20 protein-coding genes are annotated in these 21,459 nt (G+C 69.9%); 13 read left to right on the top strand and 7 right to left on the bottom strand.

All coding sequences use genetic code 11. The features are described from left to right. Positions 1-198: 198 nt before the first annotated feature. From FDP22_RS12795 to dksA, 3 genes are all read right to left on the bottom strand, one after another. Entirely contained in the window at positions 199-969 is a 771-nt protein-coding gene (locus FDP22_RS12795) for an SDR family NAD(P)-dependent oxidoreductase (RefSeq protein ID WP_138574176.1), read from the bottom strand. Positions 970-1,032: 63 nt separating this feature from the next. Next, complete coding sequence (locus tag FDP22_RS12790) at positions 1,033-1,425, bottom strand: rhodanese-like domain-containing protein (RefSeq protein ID WP_138574174.1); 393 nt, start codon at positions 1,423-1,425, stop codon at positions 1,033-1,035. A gap of 255 nt (positions 1,426-1,680) precedes the next feature. Further along, a complete protein-coding gene (gene dksA, locus FDP22_RS12785) occupies positions 1,681-2,103 on the bottom strand; it encodes an RNA polymerase-binding protein DksA (RefSeq protein WP_118136675.1) in 423 nt (140 codons plus the stop codon). Positions 2,104-2,307: 204 nt separating this feature from the next. On the opposite strand from dksA, the gene FDP22_RS12780 reads away from it, so the two are divergent. The 11 genes from FDP22_RS12780 to FDP22_RS12730 all read left to right on the top strand — a co-directional run bounded on the left by FDP22_RS12780 (position 2,308) and on the right by FDP22_RS12730 (position 13,607). Continuing rightward, positions 2,308-3,147 carry an AAA family ATPase gene (locus FDP22_RS12780; protein WP_138574172.1) on the top strand — a complete coding sequence of 280 codons (840 nt, stop codon included), beginning with the start codon at positions 2,308-2,310 and terminating at the stop codon, positions 3,145-3,147. Next, a complete protein-coding gene (locus FDP22_RS12775; RefSeq protein ID WP_138574170.1) occupies positions 3,144-3,581 on the top strand; it encodes a GNAT family N-acetyltransferase in 438 nt (145 codons plus the stop codon). The genes FDP22_RS12780 and FDP22_RS12775 overlap by 4 nt, the downstream gene beginning before the upstream one ends. Before the next feature lie 2 nt (positions 3,582-3,583). Next, positions 3,584-4,948, top strand: a complete 1,365-nt coding sequence (locus tag FDP22_RS12770; protein WP_138574168.1) for a DUF2927 domain-containing protein — start codon at positions 3,584-3,586, stop codon at positions 4,946-4,948. 20 nt (positions 4,949-4,968) lie between these two features. After that, positions 4,969-5,139: a hypothetical protein gene (locus tag FDP22_RS24515; RefSeq protein ID WP_170317688.1), complete on the top strand. Its 171-nt coding sequence runs from the start codon at positions 4,969-4,971 to the stop codon at positions 5,137-5,139. A 3-nt stretch (positions 5,140-5,142) separates the two neighbouring features. Next, positions 5,143-6,327: a vWA domain-containing protein gene (locus FDP22_RS12765; protein ID WP_138574166.1), complete on the top strand. Its 1,185-nt coding sequence runs from the start codon at positions 5,143-5,145 to the stop codon at positions 6,325-6,327. Positions 6,328-6,414: 87 nt separating this feature from the next. Continuing rightward, a complete protein-coding gene (locus FDP22_RS12760) occupies positions 6,415-7,125 on the top strand; it encodes a M48 family metallopeptidase (protein ID WP_138574164.1) in 711 nt (236 codons plus the stop codon). A 722-nt stretch (positions 7,126-7,847) separates the two neighbouring features. Next, positions 7,848-9,440, top strand: a complete 1,593-nt coding sequence (locus FDP22_RS12755) for an FMN-binding glutamate synthase family protein (RefSeq protein WP_138574162.1) — start codon at positions 7,848-7,850, stop codon at positions 9,438-9,440. Positions 9,441-9,834: 394 nt separating this feature from the next. Further along, positions 9,835-10,992 carry a M24 family metallopeptidase gene (locus tag FDP22_RS12745; RefSeq protein ID WP_138574158.1) on the top strand — a complete coding sequence of 386 codons (1,158 nt, stop codon included), beginning with the start codon at positions 9,835-9,837 and terminating at the stop codon, positions 10,990-10,992. Positions 10,993-10,995: 3 nt separating this feature from the next. After that, positions 10,996-11,763 carry a maleate cis-trans isomerase family protein gene (locus FDP22_RS12740; RefSeq protein ID WP_138574157.1) on the top strand — a complete coding sequence of 256 codons (768 nt, stop codon included), beginning with the start codon at positions 10,996-10,998 and terminating at the stop codon, positions 11,761-11,763. A 270-nt stretch (positions 11,764-12,033) separates the two neighbouring features. Then, positions 12,034-13,245, top strand: coding sequence for an App1 family protein phosphatidate phosphatase (locus FDP22_RS12735; protein WP_138574155.1), 1,212 nt, complete (start codon positions 12,034-12,036; stop codon positions 13,243-13,245). A 107-nt stretch (positions 13,246-13,352) separates the two neighbouring features. After that, positions 13,353-13,607 (top strand): hypothetical protein, encoded by a 255-nt coding sequence (locus FDP22_RS12730; RefSeq protein WP_138574153.1) that lies wholly within the window; start codon positions 13,353-13,355, stop codon positions 13,605-13,607. 445 nt (positions 13,608-14,052) lie between these two features. Here the strand turns inward: FDP22_RS12730 and FDP22_RS12725 are convergent, their stop codons facing one another. Next, a complete protein-coding gene (locus FDP22_RS12725) occupies positions 14,053-14,451 on the bottom strand; it encodes a hypothetical protein (RefSeq protein WP_138574151.1) in 399 nt (132 codons plus the stop codon). Between the two features lie 256 nt (positions 14,452-14,707). Between FDP22_RS12725 and FDP22_RS24510 the strand changes: the two genes are divergently transcribed. Beyond that, positions 14,708-15,055: an MliC family protein gene (locus tag FDP22_RS24510; RefSeq protein WP_170317687.1), complete on the top strand. Its 348-nt coding sequence runs from the start codon at positions 14,708-14,710 to the stop codon at positions 15,053-15,055. A gap of 344 nt (positions 15,056-15,399) precedes the next feature. On the opposite strand, the gene FDP22_RS12715 is transcribed toward FDP22_RS24510, so the two are convergent. Next, on the bottom strand, positions 15,400-17,529 hold the full coding sequence (locus FDP22_RS12715; RefSeq protein WP_138574147.1) for a methyl-accepting chemotaxis protein: 2,130 nt from the start codon (positions 17,527-17,529) through the stop codon (positions 15,400-15,402). A 30-nt stretch (positions 17,530-17,559) separates the two neighbouring features. After that, on the bottom strand, positions 17,560-18,492 hold the full coding sequence (locus FDP22_RS12710; RefSeq protein ID WP_138574145.1) for a substrate-binding domain-containing protein: 933 nt from the start codon (positions 18,490-18,492) through the stop codon (positions 17,560-17,562). Between the two features lie 601 nt (positions 18,493-19,093). On the opposite strand from FDP22_RS12710, the gene FDP22_RS12705 reads away from it, so the two are divergent. Next, on the top strand, positions 19,094-20,590 hold the full coding sequence (locus tag FDP22_RS12705; protein WP_138574143.1) for a multicopper oxidase family protein: 1,497 nt from the start codon (positions 19,094-19,096) through the stop codon (positions 20,588-20,590). A gap of 216 nt (positions 20,591-20,806) precedes the next feature. Here the strand turns inward: FDP22_RS12705 and FDP22_RS12700 are convergent, their stop codons facing one another. After that, positions 20,807-21,358, bottom strand: a complete 552-nt coding sequence (locus tag FDP22_RS12700) for a TetR/AcrR family transcriptional regulator (protein ID WP_138574141.1) — start codon at positions 21,356-21,358, stop codon at positions 20,807-20,809. Positions 21,359-21,459: the final 101 nt, after the last annotated feature.

Here is a 21,459-nt window from a genome sequence, read left to right as displayed (position 1 = left end):
TGGCGGCCTGTTGGGAGAAGCCTAGCAGGTCGGTTTCATCACGCAACCGCCGAGTGCTCGAAAAACGCGCAACCGCCCCTGACCATGACGCGATGCAACACAATCGCCCCTGTGTCGCCCGGATTTTAAGCACGATGAAAGCGGCGGCGGGTTATTGAACAGAGAATCAGCAACCCGCGCACCGTCCGGGGCAGTGTGCTATTTCGGCGCCATGCGGATGGCCCCGTCCAGCCGGATGACCGCGGCGTTCAGCATGCCGTTCTCGATGAACTGGCGCACCAGCAGCGCGTATTCGGACGGATCGCCCAGCCGGGCCGGGAAGGGCACCTGGGCACCGAGGCTCGCCTGTGCCTCCTCCGGCAGACCCTTGAGCATGGGCGTGAGGAACAGGCCGGGGGCGATGGTGTTCACCCGGATCCCGGCCCGCGACAGGTCGCGCGCCATCGGCAGAGTCATCCCCGCCACGCCGGCCTTGGACGCGGCATAGCCCGCCTGGCCGATCTGCCCGTCGAAGGCCGCGACCGAGGCGGTCATCACGATCAGCCCGCGGCTGCCGTCGCGGTCCACGGGCGCGGCGGCCTGCATGCCGGCGGCGGCCTGGGAGGCGACGTTGAACGTGCCGATGAGGTTGATGCTCACGATCTTCGCGAAGAGGCCCGGGTCATGCGCCTTGCCCTCGCGGTCCACCGTGCGTGCGGCCCAGCCCACGCCGGCGCAGGTCACGCAGACCCGCTCCTGGCCATGGGCGGCGCGGGCGGCGGCAAAGCCCGCGGCGACGCTCTCGTGGTCGGCCACGTCGACCTTCACGAAGCTGCCGCCGATATCGGAGGCCACCGCCTGCCCCGCCTCCTCGTTCATGTCGAAGATCGCGACGCGGGCACCACCCGCCGCCAGCATCCGGGCCGTGGCTTCGCCCAGCCCGCTGGCTCCGCCGGTCACCACGGCGGCGATATCTGCAGACAAGTCCATTTCCTCACCTCATTCGTTGCTTGATGTCCCGGGAAGGCCTGTCCGGCCGGGTGCCGGCCCGCGTCATCCCTCCCGGACGGGATACGCGGCGACGGGGTTCCCCGCCTCCTTCCAGCCCTTGAAGCCGTCGGAGACATGCGCCACGCGCAGCCCCATGTCCTGCGCCACCTTCGCGGAGAGCGCCGAGCGCCAGCCGGAGGCACAGTAGAAGACGAAGCGCCGGTCCTCCCGGAACACGGGCTTCGCGTAGGGGCTTTCGGGGTCGATCCAGAATTCCAGCATGCCGCGCGGGCAGTGGAACGCGCCGGGAATCATGCCGTCACGCTCCAGTTCGCGCACGTCGCGCAGGTCGACCAGGCGCACGCCGGGGTCCTGCAGCAGCGCCGCGGCTTCGGCGGCGGGAATGCAGTCCAGCACCGCATTCGCCTCGGCGACCATGTCTTTCACGTGCTTCATCGGATGTCCCTCCCAGGACCGCCGCCCCCGCGGGCCGGCCTGCCCGGGCCGGCGCGGCGCGGACCCCCTCTCTCGCGGAGGGTGCGGACATCCTGCGCGCCGGCGGGCGGGCGTCAAGTCGCAAGCCGCCGCGGCGCGTGGATGGTGGGGAGGGGGAGGGAAAGGCGGAGGGGGTGGGGGTGAGGCAGGGGCAGAACGCAGGCGCCCCGGCCGTTGCCGGCCGGGGCGGTGTCGCTTGGCCGTCGGATCCCGATGTCAGTCGTCGCGGTAGACGCGCTCCTTGCGCTCATGACGCTCCTGCGCCTCGAGCGAAAGGGTCGCGATCGGCCGCGCGTCAAGACGCTTCAGGCTGATCGGTTCACCGGTTTCCTCACAATACCCGTAGGAGCCGTCCTCGAGGCGCCGCAGGGCGCTGTCGATCTTTGCCACGAGCTTGCGCTGACGGTCGCGCGTACGCAGCTCGAGAGCCCGGTCGGTTTCTTCCGATGCGCGATCCGCGAGATCCGGAATGTTGCGCGTCGAGTTCTGCATTCCCGTCACGGTTTCCTTGGACTCGGCGAGCAGAGAGGCCTTCCAGTCGAGAAGCTTGCGGCGGAAGTATTCCCGCTGCCGAGCATTCATGAAGGGCTCGTCTTCAGCCGGCGTGTATTCCGCACTCAGTACTACTTCAGATTTCATCCCCAGCACCTCACCACCTGACCTTTCTATCGATCTGGCTGCGGTCCCTGCGTCGAGCACTGCAGCAGAGCGATTTCCCTGGCCGCTGGGTTACCTAAAAATCCGTTGATTGTCACGCATTACATGCCTGAACTTGTCACGCGGCTGCAGCCTGATAGGATCGAAGTCCCCGCAATGCAACATAAACGGACAGGGATGGACCGCATGCACTTTTCCGGAACAGCCGACTATGTCGCCACGGGGGATCTCGCAATCGCGGTGAACGCGGCGATTCGCCTGGAGCGGCCCCTGCTTGTCAAAGGCGAGCCCGGAACCGGCAAGACGGAGCTTGCCGTGCAGGTGGCCCGGTCGCTCGGGCTGCCGCTGCTGGAATGGTCGGTGAAATCCACCACCCGGGCCCAGCAGGGCCTCTACGAATACGATGCCGTGAGCCGGCTGCGCGACAGCCAGCTCGGCGACGCGCGGGTGCACGACATCTCGAACTACATCCGCCGCGGCAAGCTGTGGCAGGCCTTCGCGGCGGAGGAGCGCGTGGTGCTGCTGATCGACGAGATCGACAAGGCCGACATCGAGTTCCCCAACGACCTGCTGCAGGAACTCGACCGCATGGAGTTCCACGTCTACGAGACCGGCGAGACCGTGCGTGCCCGCAAGCGCCCCATCGTGATCATCACCTCGAACAACGAGAAGGACCTGCCGGACGCCTTCCTGCGCCGCTGCTTCTTCCACTACATCCGCTTTCCGGACGCGGAGACGCTGGCGCGCATCGTCGACGTGCATTTCCCCGGCATCAAGCCCGAGCTGGTGCGCGCCGCGCTCACCCGCTTCTTCGAGGTGCGCGAGACGCCGGGGCTGAAGAAGAAGCCCTCCACCTCGGAGGTGCTGGACTGGCTGAAGCTGCTCGTGGCGGAGGACCTTGCCCCGGCCGACCTGCAGGCCAGCCCGCGCGACGCCCTGCCCCGCCTGCACGGTGCCCTGCTCAAGAACGAGCAGGACGTGCACCTTTTCGAACGTCTCGCCTTCATGGCGCGGAGGAATGGATGAGCCTTGAGATCCGGCCGCTCGGCCCCGATGACCACGCCGCCTGGCGCGCGCTGTTCACCGATTACCTCACCTTCTACCGCACCACCCGGCCCGAGGAGGTGTTCACCACCACCTGGGCGCGGCTGATGGACCCGGAAGTGCGCATGCACGGCGCGCTCGCGCTCACGCCCGCCGGCCCGGTGGGGCTGGTGCAGTGGCTCTACCACCTGAGCACGTGGGAGATCCCGGCGCGGGCCTATCTCAACGACCTCTACGTGACCGAGGCCGCGCGCGGCACCGGCGCCGGGCGCGCGCTGATCGAGCATGTCTATGCCGATGCGGACGCCTGCGGCGCGGCCACCGTCTACTGGACGACCGAGGAGAACAATCACACCGCGCGCCGTCTCTATGACCGCATCGGCACCCTCACGCCCTTCATCAAGTACGGGCGGTGATCATGCGGCTTCGGCCCTTTCTGCTGGTCGGGATCGCCGCGCTGGCGCTCGCGGGTTGCGCGCGCTCGGTGCCCTACGCGCCGCTGGCCGCGCCGGCGCTGCCCGGCCTGGGCATGGCGCTCACCCCGGGACCGGTGGAGGAGGCGAACCGCGACATCGCCGATGACCTGGTGGACCTGGTGTTCCACCCGGAGAACGGACCGGACCTCGACAGTCTTCTGCGCTTCGAGGAGCCGGTGCGCGTGGCGCTGGTGGGCGACGGGCTGGAGCAGTTCGGCCCGGACCTCGACCGGCTGATCGCCCGGATGCGGGCGGAGGCGGAGCTCGACATCGCCCGCACCGACACCCGGGAGGCCGCGAACATCCGCGTCACTCTCGCGCCCAAGCGCCAGATGCTGGAGGTGTTTCCCGGCGCGCAGTGCTTCATCCTGCCCGGGCTGTTCACCTGGTCGGAATTCGCCATCGCCCTGCGCCGCAACACCCTGCCGCGCTGGGAGGATCTGACATCCCTCACCGGCGCGACCATCTTCATCCCCTCCACCTCCACCCCAAACGAGATCCGCGAGTGTTTCGAGGAGGAGATCGCCCAGGCCATGGGCCCGGCGAACGACCTGTTCCGCCTGCCCGAGACGGTGTTCAACGACGACAACGTCTATGCCACGCTCACCCGCTTCGACCTGCTGATCCTGCGCGTGCTCTATGACCCCTCGCTGCACTCGGGCATGAGCCGCGAGGAGACCCGCGCCGCCGCGCTGAAGGTGCTCGACACCGTCAACCCCGATGGCCGCCGCCTGCCCCGCCGGCACTCCATGGCGCCGGAGCCGGACTGGACGATCCTGATCAACTCGCTCTTCGAGGGCGGGATGAGCCGCGACATGAAGCGCTACACCCTGCGCGCGGCGCTGAAGCTCGCCGTCGACTTCCCCCAGCCCGACCACCGGCTGGCCTACACGCTCGACCTGCTCGCCTCGCTGGAATATCCGGACCGCCCGGCGCTGGCCGACGGGCTGTTGCAACGCGCACTGGAGAGCCTGGAGGAGCACTTCCCCGAGGGGGATCTGCGCACTGCGACCATCCGCCTCTACCTCGCGCAGACCCGCCTCACCCTGGACCATCCGGACGAGGCGCTGGCGCTGGTGGACGCCGCCCTGCCCGTGTTTTCGGCCTATGCCATCCCGCTCAACATCTCGCACGCGCTGCATGTGCGCGCCGGGGCGCTCACCGCCCTGGGACGTTCGGACGAGGCGGTCACGAATGCCATCGACTCGGTGCGTTGGGCCCGCTATGCGCAAGGGGCCGACTACAGCAATCTCGACGCGCTCCAGCAGCGTCTGGAAAACATGAGACCGCCCGGCCCCCCCGGCTGAGCGGCGGAGGAGACGCACCGATGATCCTGCCCGCAGCCTTCGTCCTGGGCTTCCTCTTCGGCTGGATGCGCGCCGCGCGGCGTGGCGGCAACCGCATGGACCGGGCGCAATACGGCTTCGGGCATGGTATGGTGCTGATGCTGGTCACCCTCGTGGCCACCATCGTGATCGAATCGTTCCTCACAGGCTGAGCCATGTTCATCCCCTTCTTCCTCGCCCTGCGGGAGGTTCGCGTTCCCGTCTCGCTGCGGGAATTCCTCGCGCTGCTGGAGGCGATGCAGGCGGAAGTGGTGATGTATGACGTGGAGGGGTTCTACCACCTCTCCCGCGCCATCCTGGTGAAGGACGAGCGCCACATCGACCGGTTCGATCGCGCCTTCGCCGAGGCCTTCCGCGGCCTGGAGGCGATCACCGCCGAGGACCTGATCTCCGGCCACGCCATCCCCGAGGACTGGCTGCGCAAGCTGGTGGAGAAGCACCTCACCGAGGAGGAGAAGGCTGAGATCGCCGGGCTGGGCGGGTTCGATGCACTCATGGACACCCTGCGCCGGCGCCTCGCGGAGCAGACGGAGCGCCACCAGGGCGGCAACAAGTGGGTGGGCACCGGCGGCACCTCGCCCTTCGGCGCGCATGGCTACAACCCCGAGGGCGTGCGCATCGGCCAGGACGAGAGCCGCCACCAGCGCGCCGTGAAGGTCTGGGACCGGCGCGAATTCCGCAACCTCGACGACACGGTGGAGCTGGGCACCCGCAACATCAAGGTGGCCCTGAAGCGCCTGCGCCGCTGGGCCCGCGACAGCGCCCATGAGGAGCTGGACCTCGACGGCACCATCACCTCCACCGCCCGGCAGGGCTGGCTGGACGTGCGCACCCGCCCGGAGCGGCGCAACGCGGTGAAGGTGCTGCTGTTCCTTGACGCCGGCGGCTCGATGGACCCGCATGTGAAGGTGGTGGAGGAGCTGTTCTCCGCCGCCCGCAGCGCCTTCAGCCATTTCGAGCACTACTATTTCCACAACTGCCTCTACGAGGGCGTGTGGAAGGACAACCGCCGCCGCTGGACCGAGCAGACCGCCACGCTGGACCTGCTGCGCCGCTTCCCGAAGGACTACAGGTGCGTCTTCGTGGGCGACGCCTCCATGAGCCCCTACGAGATCGCGGTGAAGGGCGGCGCCTCCGAGCACTGGAACGAGGAGGCCGGTCGCGTCTGGCTCACCCGCGCGCGGGAGGCCTGGCCCGCCTCGATCTGGGTGAACCCGGTGCCGGAGCGGCTCTGGGGCTACACCCAGTCCATCGGGATGATCCGCGAGATCTTCGCCGGCCGGATGTTTCCGATGACCCTCTCCGGCCTGGAGGCCGGCATGAAGGAACTGAGCCGCTGACCGCCGGGGGCTGACCGCGCGAACCCCGCTTGCCGCCTGATCGGGCACCTCCGCCCCCCGCCTTCCAGCGAGGAGACTTTCCCCCGGATGCTGCGTTTCCTTCCCGTCCTGCTGGCCCTCGCGATGGCCTGGATCTGGTGGCAGGGCTCCTCCTGGCACACCCGGCGCACGCTGCTGCGCAAGTCCACCCCGCTGTCGGACCCGGTGCTCTCCGCCCATGTCGCCTGCATGGCCGAGACGCTGGGCACCGGCCCGGTGGAGGTGCGCGTCTACGATCACTCCGCCATCAACGGGCTCGCCAGCCCCGACGGCCGGGTCTACGTGACCAGCGGCCTGATCCGGCGCTACCGGGAGGGCGAGATCGCCTCGGCCGAGGTCGCCTCGGTGATCGCCCACGAGATCGGCCACCTCGCCCTGGGCCATGCCCCGCGCCGCCGGCTGGACTTCCTGGGCCAGAACGCGGTGCGCCTGATCCTCGGGCTGGTGATCGGCCGGTTCATCCCGTTCATCGGCCCGATCATCGCCACCCGGGCCGCGGCCCTGCTGGCCTCGCTACTCGCCGCGCGCCTGTCGCGCCGCGACGAGTTCGAGGCCGATGCCTATGGCGCCGCGCTCATGCACCGCATCGGCCTCGGCCACGCCCCGCAGGTCGCCCTGCTGCGCAAGCTCGACGAAAGCACGGGCCGCCGCGGCCCCGGCGTGGTGGCATGGCTGGCAAGCCACCCCCCGGTCCCCGACCGCGTGGCCGCCATCGAGGCCCTCGCCCGCGACTGGCCGGCGCCGCGCTCCACGGGCTGACCCTCCCCGGGGCGGAGCCGCATCCGCACGCCCGCGCCGCCACGCCCGAACCCGGACGCTCCATCCATATCCACACCCGCGCGCCCGCGCGCCATGCCCCGCCCACATCCGGACGCCCCATCCACGTCCACACCCGCGCGCCACGCCGCGCCACACCCGCACGCCCGGCCTGCGCCGCTTGCCCCCACGCGCCCCGGCCTGGCAGGCCAAGCCCACACGCCGCCCAAACCCCGGACGCCGGAGCAACGGCCCCACGCCTGGTTCGCACGCTGCATCCACGCGCCCTGGCCCGGCAGGCCACGCCCACACTCCGCCCAAACCCCGGACGCCGCAGCAACGGCCCCAAGCCCGGTTCGCACGCTGCGCCCACGCCTCCACGCCGCGCCGGCCCGATTCGCGCCATGACCCGTCGCGCCACGTCTCGCGCGCGGTCAGGCGTCCGGGCACCGGCCGGCCCCGGGAACCGCCCGGGCCATCGGCGTCACGGCCGTCACCTGCCTCCGGCGCGAGCAGAGGCGCGCGCGGCCGGCGCACCCTGTCCCGCCCCGCGCGCCGGGCGGGGCAGCCGCGCACGGCCCGAGGGGGCTCGATGCCCCCGAGGGACGTGTCCCGCCCCCCCGGCCGGGCGCCCGGCAGACACCTTGCCTTCACGACTGTGCGGGTAGCATCGCCTGCACGCATGCGCCATGATCGCACCAACTGACCGGAAGGACCCTATTCCGATGCACCGCTACTCGGCCTTTGTGGCACTGTGTCTCGCCACGCTTCTCACGCTTGCGCTCATCCCGGTCTGGGACGGCTTCGCCATCATCGCGCTCCTGTGCCTCGTGCTCAGCCTGGTCGGGATCCATGACCTGATCCAGCCGCGCCACTCGGTGCTGCGCAACTACCCGGTCATCGGCCATATCCGCTGGATCTTCGAGAGCATCCGCCCCGAGCTGCGCCAGTACCTCATCGAGAGCGACCATGACGAGGAGCCGTTCAGCCGCGAGGTCCGCTCGCTCGTCTACCAGCGCGCCAAGGGCGAGGAGGACAAGCGCCCCTTCGGCACCCGAAAGCATGTGTATGACGCCGGCTTCTCCTGGCTCACCCATTCCATGGTCCCCTCCCATGTCGAGGACTGGGACTTCCGGGTCCGAATCGGCGGGCCGGACTGCACGCAGCCCTATGACGCCTCGCTCTACAACATCTCCGCCATGAGCTTCGGCGCGCTCAGCGCCAACGCCATCCTGGCGCTGAACACCGGCGCCCGGCTGGGCGGCTTCGCGCAGGACACCGGCGAGGGCGGCATCTCGCGCTACCACCGCGCCGGCAAGGGAGACCTGATCTACGAGATCGGCACCGGCTATTTCGGCTGCCGCGCCCCCGACGGCAGCTTCGACGCGGAGGCCTTCGCCCGCCAGGCGCAGGACCCCCAGGTGAAGATGGTCGAGGTGAAGCTCTCCCAGGGCGCGAAGCCCGGCCATGGCGGCGTGCTGCCCGCCGCCAAGATCACCCCGGAGATCGCCGAGGCCCGCGGCATCCCGATGGGCGAGGACTGCGTCTCCCCCGCCGGGCACTCCGCCTTCTCCACCCCGCGGGAGTTCGTCGAATTCCTGGGCGAGCTGCGCCGGCTCTCGGGCGGCAAGCCCGTCGGCTTCAAGCTGTGCATCGGCCACCGGCGGGAATTCATGTGCGCGGTCAAGGCCATGGTCGAAACCGGCATCGTGCCGGACTTCATCGTGGTCGACGGCAAGGAGGGCGGCACCGGCGCCGCCCCGCTGGAATTCACCAACCACATCGGCATGCCGCTGGTCGAGGGCCTCACCTTCGTGGACAATACCCTGCGCGGCGCCGGCCTGCGCGACCGGGTGCGCATCGGCGCGGCGGGCAAGCTCGTCACCGCCTTCGACATCGCCCGCACCTGCGCGCTGGGGGCGGACTGGTGCAACTCGGCCCGCGGTTTCATGTTCTCCATCGGCTGCATCCAGGGCCAGGCCTGCCACACCAACCGCTGCCCCAGCGGCGTCGCCACCCAGGACCCGCTGCGCCAGCGCGCCCTCGACGTGCCCGACAAGTCGACCCGCGTCGCCACCTTCCACCGCAACACCCTGCGCGCCGTGGCCGACATGGTCGGCGCCGCCGGCCTGTCCGCCCCGGCGGAGTTCAGCCCGCGCCACTTCAACATCCGCCAGAAGAACGGCGAGACGGTGACCGGCGATGTCGCCTACCCCCGCATCCCCGCGGGCTCGCTCATCGCCGGCACCTGCCAGGACCCGAACTACGCCAACCGCTGGCGCCGCGCCTCCGCCGAGAGCTTCGCCGCCCCGGACTGACCGCGCCGCCCCCGCCTGCCGCCTGTCTGCCGCCTGTCTGCCGCCTGCTTCCCGGCCGGCGCCCCGCCCACGCCCACGCCCACTCCGTCCCTTCCGTCCCTTCCGTCCCTTCCGTCCCTTCCGTCCCTTCCGTCCCTTCCGTCCCTTCCGTCCCTTCCGTCCCTTCCGTCCCTTCCGTCCCTTCCGTCCCTTCCGTCCGATGACGGCCTCACTCCTTGCCGAACATGTCGAGACCCAATGTGCTTTCGCCTGATGTCACTCTGGATTGTCCGCAGCGTGGCCGTCTGCCCCGCCTGCCGCCCCGTGCGCCAGTGCCCACCGGGTTCGCGAGCTCTCATCATGATCCCGGCGGCCTCCGCCCTCACCGAGCCACCCCGAACCCCCGAGGCCCGAGATGCCCAGCCGTGGTTTTTCCCCCGAGGACTATGCCGTCCGCACCGCGCGGGCCCAGTCGGCCATGGCCCTGGCCGGGCTGGACGCCCTGCTGCTCACATCCGAGCCGGACATCCGCTATTTCACCGGCTTCCTCACCCGGTTCTGGGAAAGCCCGACCCGGCCGTGGTTCCTCGTGGTGCCGGCCGGCGGCGCGCCGGTCGCGGTGATCCCGTCGATCGGCGAGGCGCTGATGCGCCGGACTTGGATCCGCGACATCCGCACCTGGGCCTCCCCCGCGCCGGAGGATGACGGGGTGAGCCTGCTTGCCGACACGCTGGGCGCCCTGGCCGGGCCGCGCGGCCACATCGGCCTGCCGATGGGCGCGGAGACCGTGCTGCGCATGCCGCTCGCGGACTATGCCCGCTTGCGCTCCGCCCTGCCGGACGCCCGCTTCCGCGACGCGACAGCGGTGCTGCACAGCCTGCAGCAGGTGAAATCGGAGGCGGAGATCGCCCGCATCGCCACCGCCTGCGCCATCGCCGGGCGGGCCTTCGCCCGCGTGCCAGAGATCGCACGGGCCGGCACGCCGCTCGCCGAGGTGTTCCGCCGCTTCCAGATGCTGTTGCTGGAGGAGGGCGCGGACTGGGTGCCCTATCTCGCCGGCGGCGCGGGGCCGGGCGGCTACGGCGATGTCATCTCACCCGCGGACGAGCGCCCGCTGGCGCGCGGCGACGTGCTCATGCTCGACACGGGGGCTGTGTTCGACGGCTATTTCTGCGACTATGACCGGAACTTCTCCCTCGGCCCGCCGGCGGCGGACACCGTGACGGCTCAGGACGTGCTCTTCGAGGCCACCGAGGCCGGCCGCGCCGCTGCCCGCCCCGGCGCCACCGCGGCCGACCTGCACGACGCCATGCAGGCGGTGATCGCGGCGGCCGGAGACCTGGGCGCCGGGGGCCGGCTGGGCCACGGGCTGGGCATGCGCCTCACCGAATGGCCCTCGCTCACCGCGACGGACCGCACGCCGCTGGTGCCCGGCATGGTGCTCACCCTGGAGCCGGCGCTGGAGATCGGCCCCGGGCGCATGCTGGTGCATGAGGAGAACATCGTCATCCGCGAGGGAGCGGCCGAGCTTCTCTCGCCCCGCGCGCCGCGCGCCCTGCCCGAACTGGAGTAGCCCATGCCCGCCCTGCCCTACCGCCTCGACGCGCCCATCGGGCACCGGGCCTGCCTCGGCCTCGTCGTCCTGCAATCCGACGAGACCATCGAACCCGAATTCCGGCGCCTCATCCCGGCCGAGGGCACCGCGCTCTACGCCAGCCGCATCCCCAGCGCGGCGGAGGTGAGCGCGGAGACCCTGGCGCAGATGGAGGCCCACCTGCCGGCCGCCGCCGCCCTGCTGCCCCCCTCGATCGCCTTCGACGTGGTCGGCTATGGCTGCACCTCCGGCGCCACGGTGATCGGGCCGGCGCGGGTGGCCGAACTGGTGCGCGGGGCCAGCACGGCGCGCCAGGTCACCAACCCGATCAGCGCGGTGATGACGGCCTGCGACGCGCTGGGCGTGCGCCGCCTGGGCTTCGTCACCCCCTATGTCGCCGAGGTGTCGGCGGCGATGCGCGGCGCGCTGGAGGACCACGGGCTGGCCATCGGCGGCTTCGGCTCCTTCGAGGAGGCGGAGGAGGCGAAAGTGGCCCGCATCCACCCCGCCTCCATCCTGGAAGCGGCCATCGCCACCGGGCGGCAGGCACCTTGCGACGCGGTCTTCCTCTCCTGCACGAACCTGCGCACCATCGACATCATCGCCGCGGCGGAAGCCGCGCTGGGCGTGCCGGTGATCAGCTCGAACCAGGCCCTGGCCTGGCACATGGCCCGGCTGGCGGGGCTGGACACCAGCGCCGCGGCCGGCTTCGGCCAGCTGATGCGCGCGGGGCTCCCCCCTTCGGCCTGACGGCGCAATCCGTCTTCCCGGCGCGAAAACCCTGCGCGAGGCGCTTCCGGGACGAGCTGGACGTCGTGCCCGGACAGCGGCTGGCGCGGCGCCCGGCCGGGTCGGCCACCGGCCTTCCGGCCCGGCCCGCGCGCTCCCCGCGTCGGCTTCCGAGCTTGAAATGCCGGGCGCGATGACCCAAACGGGGTACCGGCCCCGGCGGGGCCCGCGCGGGCGGGGCCGACTTTCCCTTCCCGCGTCACCGAAATGCGAGGGGAGCCCGACCGCGCAATGTTCCTGTCGAAACTCATGCGCGCCCTGCGCGAGGCCCTCTACCTGCTCGGCCGCCCGGCCCGCCGTGCCCGGGCCCGGCGCGGCCTGGTGATCCAGGCCTATCGCGGCTGCGGCACGCAGGAGCGGGCGCTGCTCATCGGCCGGGTGTTCCGGCAATCCTCCGGGCGCACGGCACGCGGCAGCTGGGACCTGTGGGGCAACATCCGCGACGTGGCCCGCCGCCTGATGCGCCGCTCGGTGGCCGGCGCCCGGGTGCGCGGCAGCTTCCACGGCACGCGCACCACGGTGGAAACCGATGCCGACGGCTATTTCCACCTCGAGATCTCGCCCGCCAGCCCCCTGCCGCCGGGCCGGCTCTGGCACACGATCGACCTCGCGCTCGAGGGCCCGGAGGGGGCGGAGGCGGTGGCCGACGTGTTCATCCCCCCGGCGCAGGCCCGCTTCGCGATCATCTCCGACATCGACGACACGGTGATGCACACCGGCGTGGCCAACAAGGTGGCGATGATGTGGCGGCTCTTCGTGCAGGACGCCGAGAGCCGCACCGCCTTTCCCGGCGTCTCGGTGCTCTACCGCGCCTTCCATGCCGGCCCCTCCGGACAGGAGGCAAACCCGATGCTCTACGTCTCGCGCGCGCCCTGGGGCATCTACGACATCCTGGACACCTTCTTCCGCCGTCACCGCATCCCCGTGGGGCCGATCCTGTTCCTGCGCGAATGGGGCATCACCTGGAAGAACCCGTTGCCGCGCCGCGCCGAGGACCACAAGCGCGACGTGATCGAGCGCATGATGGGCCTCTACGGCGACCTGCCCTTCATCCTGATCGGCGACAGCGGGCAGCATGACCCGGAAGTCTATGCCGAGGTGGTCTCCCGGCACCGCGATCGGGTGCTGGCCGTCTACATCCGCGATGTCTCGCCGCGCCGGCCGATGCGGGCCAGCGAGATCGGCCGCATCGGCGAGGAGATCCGCGCCGCCGGATCACACCTGGTGCTCGCCCCGGACACGGTGACGATGGCCGAACACGCCTGCGCGCGCGGCTGGGTGTCCGATGACACCGTGGAGGCAGTGCGCCGGCGCATCGCCAGCCTGCCGCACCGCGGCAGCCGCCTGCCGGAGGACCATCCCGGCCCGATGTCCGACACCGCCGCCCGCCAGCCCGGCCAGCGCGAATATGACCGCACGGCGGTGCCCGAAGACCACATCTGAGCAGCCAGGGGGCCGCAAGACATTGACACAAGGCCCCCGCGCCCCGATCTCGCAAGGCAGGCCCGCCCTCCGCCCCGGAGCGTGGGCGGAACCTGGAAGGTCCGGTCATGCAAGACCTGTTCTCGGCGCTGGCCCGGCTTCTCGACGGAATCCTTGCGGTGACGTCCTTCGTGTTCGGCCTGCTCGCGGCCATCGCCTCGCCGGTCACGGCGGCGAACGCGGTGCTGGACTGGACGGGACGCCACGCGGCGGCCGCCGGCCTGGCCGTGGTGGCGCTCACGGGCCTGGCCGTCCTGCTCCTGCGCCGGCGGCGGGCCCGCAAGGCTCGGACCTCCGGCAACAGACCACGGCTCCAGCCGTAGACGCTGTTTCCCGGCGGGGCCGGACCGCACGGGCTCACCCCCTCGCCGCCGCTGACCGCCTCCGCCCGCTCGCGGCCTTCCGCCCCCTTCCACGAGACTGCTGACGCCCAGCGCGGTGCCGCGGCCCGGCAGGCAGATGGCCGAAGGGACGCCGAACGAGCGCGCCTGCCGACCGAACACCGCGACACCGATCGGCCCGTCGCTCCGCGTCCCGCCAGTGAGCACACCGAAATCCCGCGTCCCGGTGAGCACGCTGTCGCTGGCCGAAACACTGCGTGCGAGACCAGGCGCGCAGCACTTGCGGGCCTGACGGGTGGCGCTGCCCGAAGGGCTCTCCTCGTGCTGCAAGCAGAGTGCGCCGCCGCAGAGAACGTTGTGCAGGTTCGAATTCCACAGCAGATCCTTGTCGGCGGTCTCGATCAGGCCGGTCTCGGGGCTGTTCAAGTCAGCGTCCGGTGCGGTGCAGGAGTATCCGGTTACCAGGATGGGCGCAGGGTGGTGCCCTCAGCGACATCGAGCTCCGGCGCGGCGTCCCTGCCGTGCTGATGGTGGCGATATCGCGCCTGACGGTGGTCGGCTCCGGCACATTGACCGCGAAGGCCTGCTTCTGGTCGCCGGCAATGGATCCCGGCATGCCCTCCGGGCAGTCCCGCGCGCCGGCGAACCCGGCCTGAAAGGCGCGGGACGGCAACGTGCGGAAGGTAGAAAGGAGCTCGCCATTGCTGGCGTCGTCGACACGGAAGGTCGCGGTGCCGATACCCGGCGTGGCACCGAAGACCCTGGCCTTCTGAAGGCAGCCCGCGAGATCGATCTGCCGCGCCGCATCGACCCGCAGGTCACGCACTACAGACACCTGTGCCCCGACCAGAAGCAGCAGACGAGACGCGAACCTCCGGCGATGAACATCCATGGTCCCCCATGCGGTTTTCCCCGCGCGGGTCGAGGCACCTTGCTTGCCCGCCTCCAAGCCTCATGACACGATGCCGGCAAAGCGCCTTCTGTCCCGGCTCGGAGTGGTGTTCTCCGGACCATTCCAAAGGCCCGCCCGGAACCTCTCCACGCAGAGCCGGGCTCCGACAACTGCCAAAGGACTGCCTCGCATGCGTGACCGCAAAGCCCCCCTCGCCTCATCGCTCGTCGCCTCCCTCCTGCTCGCCGCATGTTCAGACGGGAACACGCCCGACATGAGCCCTCCCAAGGTTCCGGCGACCCTGGCCATGACATTCGCCTGTGCGGACGGGGTAAAACGGCACGTGCGTTTCGAAACCGGGCCGAACATCGCCTGGCTGCGCCTGCCCGACGGCGGAGAGGCCCGGCTCGAGGGTCAGCGCGTGGCATCCGGCATCCACTACGCCGGGAGCGGCCATGACCTTCGCGGCAAAGGCGACGATGCCATATTCACCGCAGGCCGGGGCCGGCCCGTGCGCTGTCGCGCCGTCCGGAGCTGAGATGTACCATCCAGGCTCACGCCGAAAGCTGTCTTACAACCAGTTCGCAAGTGGAGCATTCATGCACCCGATGCGATATACGGTTCAAATTCGACCCGAACCCGGTCGCCAATCAGGCTCGATTTAAACCTGATCAGGCCCACGGCAGCAGAATCACGCCTCGCACCAAAGGTGATCCACCGGATGGTCCCGAGGGATTGCGGCTCGACACGTTTCGCAAGCCGGTCCTCTCCTCAGGCAGGCAAGCCATGCACACAACAGGGCTTGATCGGCGAACTTTCAGCCTTTCGCTTGAAGAACAATGCAGTCTTGACGAAACCTCTCCTGCAATCTGCACTCGATCTTCAGGCTGCGCGAGAGCGCCCGGATGGCGCCCCCTCCGTGACGGAGAAATACGTCATCAAGTTGACCAGTTCATCCGCGTCGGCGCCCAGGCTGCGCGCGTTGGCGGCACTCTGTTCTGCCAGAGCCGAATTCTGCTGCGTCAGCGAATCGAGATGCGTGACGGTCGTGGTGATTTCCTCAACGCCGGATGCCTGTTCACTGGCGGCAGAACTGATGTCCGCCACGCGTGACGCCACGGTTTCGATGGCGTCGCGGATCTCGACAAGCGCATCACCGGCCTCGCGGACCAGTCTGGCACCGTCAGCCACTTGTCCGGTGCTGTCCCGGATCAGGTCGGCGATGTCCTTCGCGGCCTCGGCCGCGCGTTGCGCGAGGGTTCGCACTTCGGAAGCGACGACTGCGAAGCCCTTGCCCGCCTCGCCGGCACGCGCGGCCTCAACCGCGGCATTGAGCGCAAGCAGGTTGGTCTGGAAAGCAATGGCATCAATGGCGCCGATGATGTTCGTCACCTTTGCCGAGCTTTCCTCGATGCGCCCCATCGCCTGCACCGCGTCAGAAACCACGCCGCTGCCACGCCGCGCGCGTTCGGAGGCGTCCAACGCCGCCGATCTCACCTGCTGGGCACTTTCGGCCGTGGTCTTCACGCTGGCGGACATCTGCTCCATCGTCGCAGCGGTTTCTTCCAGAGAAGACGCCTGACTTTCGGCGCGGCCGGAAAGCTCCTGCGCGCTGTCGACGATCGCCGTCGTCGACCCCATCATGGAGGCGCTGGATGCCTTGATGCGGCCGACCGTATCCTCAAGGCGTTCCATTGTCTGGTTGAACGCCAGGCGCATGGCGTCATAGGCCGGATCGATGCTGCCGATCCGGACCGTGAGATCGCCCCCGGAGAGGCCGTCCAGCCCCGCGGCGAATGTCTCGAGCGCAGCCTTGGTAATGGCTGCGGATTTTTCCCGTGCCGCTTCCTGCTGTCGGCGCTCCTCCTCCTGTTGAAGTCTCTGGGCGTCTGCCGCTTCCCTGCCGGCACGGGCCTCGGCTTCGGCCTCGGTGCGGGCACGGGCATTTTCCTGAAACACGATGAGCGAGCGCGCCATCTCGCCGAGCTGATGCTGGTGTTCCGCGCCCTGAACCTCCACATCGGTGTTGCCTTCGGCGATCTCGCGCATGGTGTTGGCCATGTTGCCGACCGAGCGTGAGATCCAGCGTCCGATCACCCAGGACAATGCCAGGGAGCCGGCCAGAACGGCGATCGTGATGATCGTGACCTGATTTCCCGTAGCGCTCGCGGTGTCGACGGTCTCCTGGCCGAGCGCCTCCTGCGACTGTCGAAGCCGGTGGTCGATGTCCTGAAACTGTGCGCTCAGGCCGGGAGCCAGCGTGTCGAGCACGCGGGCGCGCGCGGCGACTTCCTTTTCCATGAGCGCGCGGGCCTCGCTCACCCTGGCGCGGTAATTCTCCATCAGCGCCTCGGCGATGGCGACCCGCCCGCGCTGCAGATCGGATGATACCTGGGCTTTCAACGTCTCGATGGCAGCCGCGGCCTCGTCGATACGCGCCTGCGCCTCGGTTTCCGCCGAGAGGTCCTCGGCGCGCAGGAACCGCTCGACCAGGGCCAGCGACCGGTTCAGGAGGGTGTTCACCTCCCCGGCGGTGAGCATGGCGTCAAGGTTGCCACCGCGATAGGAGGTCCTGATGATGTCCTGAAGTGCCACACTGGTCCAGGGGCCGAAATCCAGCGCCTTGTCACGCACGGCGGCCTTCTGGCCGTCGAGAGCCACGAAGCTCGAGAAGCCGGTGGCGTAATCGTTCACCAGACTTTCGAGCACCGCCGCACGTTCGGTGAGCTTCTCCTCCATATCGCGCATGCAGGCGACATTGGTGCGGAAGTCCTCCACGTAATTGGGCGTGCGCCGCCGATCGAAGAGCAGGACGGCGACGTTGGCATCGGTCAGACAATCCCCCATGCGCGAGAGTTCGAGCTGATCCCCCGCCGCATTCAGGTAGGTGGTGGTTGCGGTGGTGATGCTCGAGACCCCGTTGTAGGCGACGAGCGACAGGACCAGCATCATCATAAGGGGCGGAACGAAGCCGATGGCGATGCGCGCCTGCATGCCCAGACGGTTCAGCATGACGGATGTCCTTTCAAAGAAGCGCTTCGCTCAGTTCCGGGGGTCATAGCGGTCAATGTTCGCGGCGGTAACGAGCTCGAACGGCACATAGATGATCGGCTTCACCTCCTCGCCCGCGACCAGGCGCCGGGCGGTGTCGACGGCGGCGTCGCCCTGGGCGGTGGCATTCTGCAGCACCGTCACCGCGAGACTGCCTGCCCGCATCGCCGCGAGCGCGGGGCCGGTGGCATCGATCCCGGCGACGATCACCGGATGGGCCGGAGCTTGCCGGTCCTGCAGGGCGGCGATGGCACCGAGCGCCATCTCGTCGTTGTTGGCGATGACCGCGTCGAGAGACAGGTCCGCCGCCAGCCACTCCCGCATGATCGTCTCACCATGCGTGCGTGACCAGAGGCCTGACTGCTGTTCCACCAGCTCGAGCCCCTTGCACTCGGGGGTGGCAATGACGTCCTGCACGTCCACCGTGCGCTGGCGGGCAGCGAAATGCGTGAGTTCGCCGGTCATGATGCCGATGCGCCCCTTCCCGCCCAGCATCCGGCACACTTCCCGCGCCTGCAGGGTTCCGGAATCCCGCTCGTCGGAGCCGACGTAGATCTGGTTGGCGGGAAGCTCGTTGATATTGGCCGGCTCGCTGTTGACGAAGACAACGGGCGTGTTGCGCGCCTGCGCGAGACTGGTGACACGCGGGCCCACGTCACTGTCCGTCAGCACGACGATGAGCACGTCGACATTGGCGGCGAGATGACCCTCCACCTGGCGGAGCAGGCGGTCCGAGTCGCGCTCGGCATTGGTGACGGTGACGGCGGCATCCATGCGGCCCGCGGCGCTGCTGACCCCGTCCGCGACCTTCGACTGGAACGCGTCGATGTTGCCCATGGCCAGGCCGATGGACATGCGGGCCTGCGCCGCCGGCGGCGCCAGCGCAACGAGCAGGAGCAAACATGGGGCGAGCAACCTGAACACGGGAATCTCCTGACGTTCCGGGGCAGAGTGCGAACAGATATGCAACTCCGGTTCTGAAAATTTCCCTAATCAGCGCTCCGTCGGCCTGCGACGGAGATCCGGCGGCCCGGTTGGCGGGAGGGGGACGGCCCGCCCTGCGCACCCGCCGGCTGAGGTCGCACCCACGTCCCGGGAACGTGATCAGCAACTTTCGCCGGCACGCGCTATTCTCGCCCGATGACGCGCTCTTCGCCCTGGTTGTGGTTCCTGCTGCTGGCTGCTGTCCTCTCGTGGACGGGCATGGCCGGGGGTGTGCAAGCCCTTGGAACGGATGAGTGTTGCCCGGGGGAGAGCGCGGCGTTCCATGCGGCGGAGGCCGATCCGGCAGGGCATGCGCCGCGCATGTCACGGGCCTGCCTGATGCACTGCCTGGTGGCCGAGCCGGCGGACGTGACGGCGTGGTTCGGGTGGGCAAGGGGCGCGGGGCGCCCTGTGGAGGTTTTGCCGGGGGCCGACATCCTCTGGTCCCGCCCCGTCGTTCCGGAGAGACGGCCGCCGCGCGGGTGAGCTCCAGGGGCCACGGGCCCGCCAGAGCATCCCGATCCTCTTCCGGAGACCTTCCATGACCACTTTCTCCCGCCGCGGCTTCCTGTCCGCCTCCGTCGGCCTGTCCGCCAGCCTGATGCTGTCCGGGCGCGCCGGCGCCGCCCCCCGCCCGCTCCCGCTCACCGCCGAGACCCGGGTCATCGACATCCGCGGACGCGCCGCCACCGTGCCCGGCCTGACGAATGCCCTGGGGGGACAGGGGCTGATCCTCGACCCGGACCAGCCCTTCCGCGTGGACCTGCGCAACGCCCTCGCCGAGGACACCATCATCCACTGGCACGGCCAGATCCCCCCCAACGACCAGGATGGCGCGCCGAACACCACCCCCATGCTGCGCCCGGGCGAGCTGCGCGCCTATGACTTCACCCCGCGCCCCGGGACGTTCTGGATGCACAGCCATGTGCCGCAGCAGGAAATCGCCCTGCTGGCCGCGCCGCTGATCGTCCGGCGACCGGAGGACCTGACGGAGGATCGCCAGGAGGTGGTGATGTTCCTGCATGATTTCAGCTTCCGCCCCGCCGGCGAGGTGCTGGCCGCCATCACCGGCATGTCTGGGCAGGCGCACCCGATGGCCCACGCCATGGCGCCGGACAGTGCGCCACGGGCCGGGGCCGCACCGATGTCGATGCCGATGCCGATGCCGATGCAGCACGGGGGAGCGGGGCACGGCATGAACATGGCCGGAATGGCCATGGATCTCAATGACTTCGACTTCGATGCCTATCTCGCCAATGACCGCACGCTGGATGACCCGGACGTGGTGCGGGTGGAGCGTGGCGGCCGCGTCCACCTGCGCATCATCAACGCCGCCTCCATGACCAGTTTCCGGGTCGACACCGGCAGGGTGCAGGGCCGGCTGATCGCGGTGGACGGCGATCCGGTGGTGCCGCACACGGCCTCCCGCTTCCCCATCTCCTCCGGTCAGCGGCTGGAGATCGTGCTCGACCTGCCGCAGGACGGGGAGCCGCTGCCGGTGCTCGCCCTGCGCGAAGGCACGCGGGACCGTGCGGGGATCGTGCTCGCTCCGGCGGGCCGCCCGGTCGGGAAGATCTCCGCGCAAGGGGAGCAGGCCGCGGCGCCCGTCTCCGGAGACATGTCGCTGGAACTGGCGCTGCAGGCACGGGCGCCGCTGCCCGCGCGCAGGCCCACCCGCCGGCACATGGTGATGCTCAACGGCGCGATGGACCCCTATGTCTGGACCATCAACGGCGAGACCTGGAGCCGGCACACGCCGATCCCGGCCACCCGGGGCGAGCGGGTGGAGCTGATGTTCCACAACATGTCGGCAATGGCGCACCCGATGCACCTGCACGGGCATGTCTTCCAGGTGGTCGCTGTCGGAGACCGGCCGATCGCCGGCGCGGTGCGCGACACGGTTCTCGTGCCGCCGATGGGCTCGGTGACCGTGGCGCTCGATGCCGGGGAGCCCGCGCCCTGGATGCTGCATTGCCACCACATGGCGCATCTCGCCACCGGGATGATGACGGAGTTCGCCGTGCTGCCGGAGGGCTGATCCCGCGCCGCCGCGGCCCCCGGGTACGCCCCGGGGGCCGCAGCCGATCTCCGGAGTGCGCCGGGGGCCGCAGCCGAGCACGGGAAGGCCTCGGAAGAGATGCCCGTGAGGGTGGCGGACAGCGCCCTGGCGCGCCCGGGAGCCGTTGCGCAGCCCTCCGGGCGGGAGGGGAGCGCATCGGTTCGACGGCTGCTGGCCGAGGCCCCGCCCGGCGCCTCACTCCGCCAGGGCGGCGGTGATCCAGTCCCGCGTGCGCCGAAGGATCTCGTCCGAGAGGGCCGCGTCATCGACGGAGCGCGCCAGGATCACCGCGCCGACCATCGCGGACCACGTGCCGATCGCGGCGGTGCGGGTGTCCGGCACACCCTTCTCCTCCAGCGAGGTTGCAAGCCGGGCGACATGCCGCTCGAGCCCTGCGGACATCGCCGCGCGGGCCTCGGGCGCCTGGCGGCGCGCGTCCGAGGCGAATGCCGCGGTCGGACAGCCCGCGCCCGGCGCGTCACGATGCGCGGGCGACAGGTAGGAGGCAAGCGCCGCGTCGAAGCCATCCTTGTCCGTTTCCGCGTCGGCGAGGGCATGCGCCATGGTCTGCGCGATCAGATCATCCTTCGACGCGAAATGGCCGTAGAAACCGCCATGCGTGAGGCCCGCGGCCTTCATCACCTCGGCCACGGACACCCCGTCGAACCCCTTGTCGCGAAACAGCCGCGCGGCCTGCGCCAGGATGCGGCCGCGATTTTCGGCCATCTGCTCTTTCGACACTTTCATCGGCGGACCTTTCCTCGTCTCCCGGGCTTGACACATTCATGATGATCATCATATTCGAGCTTCATTGATGACGCTCATCATGAATGTAGCCACAAGATTCC

This window comes from Paroceanicella profunda, assembly GCF_005887635.2.
Classification (GTDB): domain Bacteria; phylum Pseudomonadota; class Alphaproteobacteria; order Rhodobacterales; family Rhodobacteraceae; genus Paroceanicella; species Paroceanicella profunda.
The sequence above is the reverse complement of the archived record's forward strand: the minus strand, read 5'-3'. Positions and strand labels throughout refer to the sequence as shown.

What these genes read in the sequence shown, in the direction of transcription:
- FDP22_RS12795 (WP_138574176.1), bottom strand. Translation starts at nt 969, where the DNA reads ATGGACTTGTCTGCAGATATCGCCGCCGTGGTGACCGGCGGAGCCAGC.
- FDP22_RS12715 (WP_138574147.1), bottom strand. Translation starts at nt 17,529, where the DNA reads ATGCTGAACCGTCTGGGCATGCAGGCGCGCATCGCCATCGGCTTCGTT.
- FDP22_RS12745 (WP_138574158.1), top strand. Translation starts at nt 9,835, where the DNA reads ATGCCCAGCCGTGGTTTTTCCCCCGAGGACTATGCCGTCCGCACCGCG.
- FDP22_RS12735 (WP_138574155.1), top strand. Translation starts at nt 12,034, where the DNA reads ATGTTCCTGTCGAAACTCATGCGCGCCCTGCGCGAGGCCCTCTACCTG.
- FDP22_RS24515 (WP_170317688.1), top strand. Translation starts at nt 4,969, where the DNA reads ATGATCCTGCCCGCAGCCTTCGTCCTGGGCTTCCTCTTCGGCTGGATG.
- FDP22_RS12780 (WP_138574172.1), top strand. Translation starts at nt 2,308, where the DNA reads ATGCACTTTTCCGGAACAGCCGACTATGTCGCCACGGGGGATCTCGCA.
- FDP22_RS12765 (WP_138574166.1), top strand. Translation starts at nt 5,143, where the DNA reads ATGTTCATCCCCTTCTTCCTCGCCCTGCGGGAGGTTCGCGTTCCCGTC.
- FDP22_RS12730 (WP_138574153.1), top strand. Translation starts at nt 13,353, where the DNA reads ATGCAAGACCTGTTCTCGGCGCTGGCCCGGCTTCTCGACGGAATCCTT.
- FDP22_RS12700 (WP_138574141.1), bottom strand. Translation starts at nt 21,358, where the DNA reads ATGAAAGTGTCGAAAGAGCAGATGGCCGAAAATCGCGGCCGCATCCTG.
- FDP22_RS12770 (WP_138574168.1), top strand. Translation starts at nt 3,584, where the DNA reads ATGCGGCTTCGGCCCTTTCTGCTGGTCGGGATCGCCGCGCTGGCGCTC.
- FDP22_RS12790 (WP_138574174.1), bottom strand. Translation starts at nt 1,425, where the DNA reads ATGAAGCACGTGAAAGACATGGTCGCCGAGGCGAATGCGGTGCTGGAC.
- FDP22_RS12705 (WP_138574143.1), top strand. Translation starts at nt 19,094, where the DNA reads ATGACCACTTTCTCCCGCCGCGGCTTCCTGTCCGCCTCCGTCGGCCTG.
- FDP22_RS12760 (WP_138574164.1), top strand. Translation starts at nt 6,415, where the DNA reads ATGCTGCGTTTCCTTCCCGTCCTGCTGGCCCTCGCGATGGCCTGGATC.
- FDP22_RS12775 (WP_138574170.1), top strand. Translation starts at nt 3,144, where the DNA reads ATGAGCCTTGAGATCCGGCCGCTCGGCCCCGATGACCACGCCGCCTGG.
- FDP22_RS12755 (WP_138574162.1), top strand. Translation starts at nt 7,848, where the DNA reads ATGCACCGCTACTCGGCCTTTGTGGCACTGTGTCTCGCCACGCTTCTC.
- dksA (WP_118136675.1), bottom strand. Translation starts at nt 2,103, where the DNA reads ATGAAATCTGAAGTAGTACTGAGTGCGGAATACACGCCGGCTGAAGAC.
- FDP22_RS24510 (WP_170317687.1), top strand. Translation starts at nt 14,708, where the DNA reads ATGCGTGACCGCAAAGCCCCCCTCGCCTCATCGCTCGTCGCCTCCCTC.
- FDP22_RS12740 (WP_138574157.1), top strand. Translation starts at nt 10,996, where the DNA reads ATGCCCGCCCTGCCCTACCGCCTCGACGCGCCCATCGGGCACCGGGCC.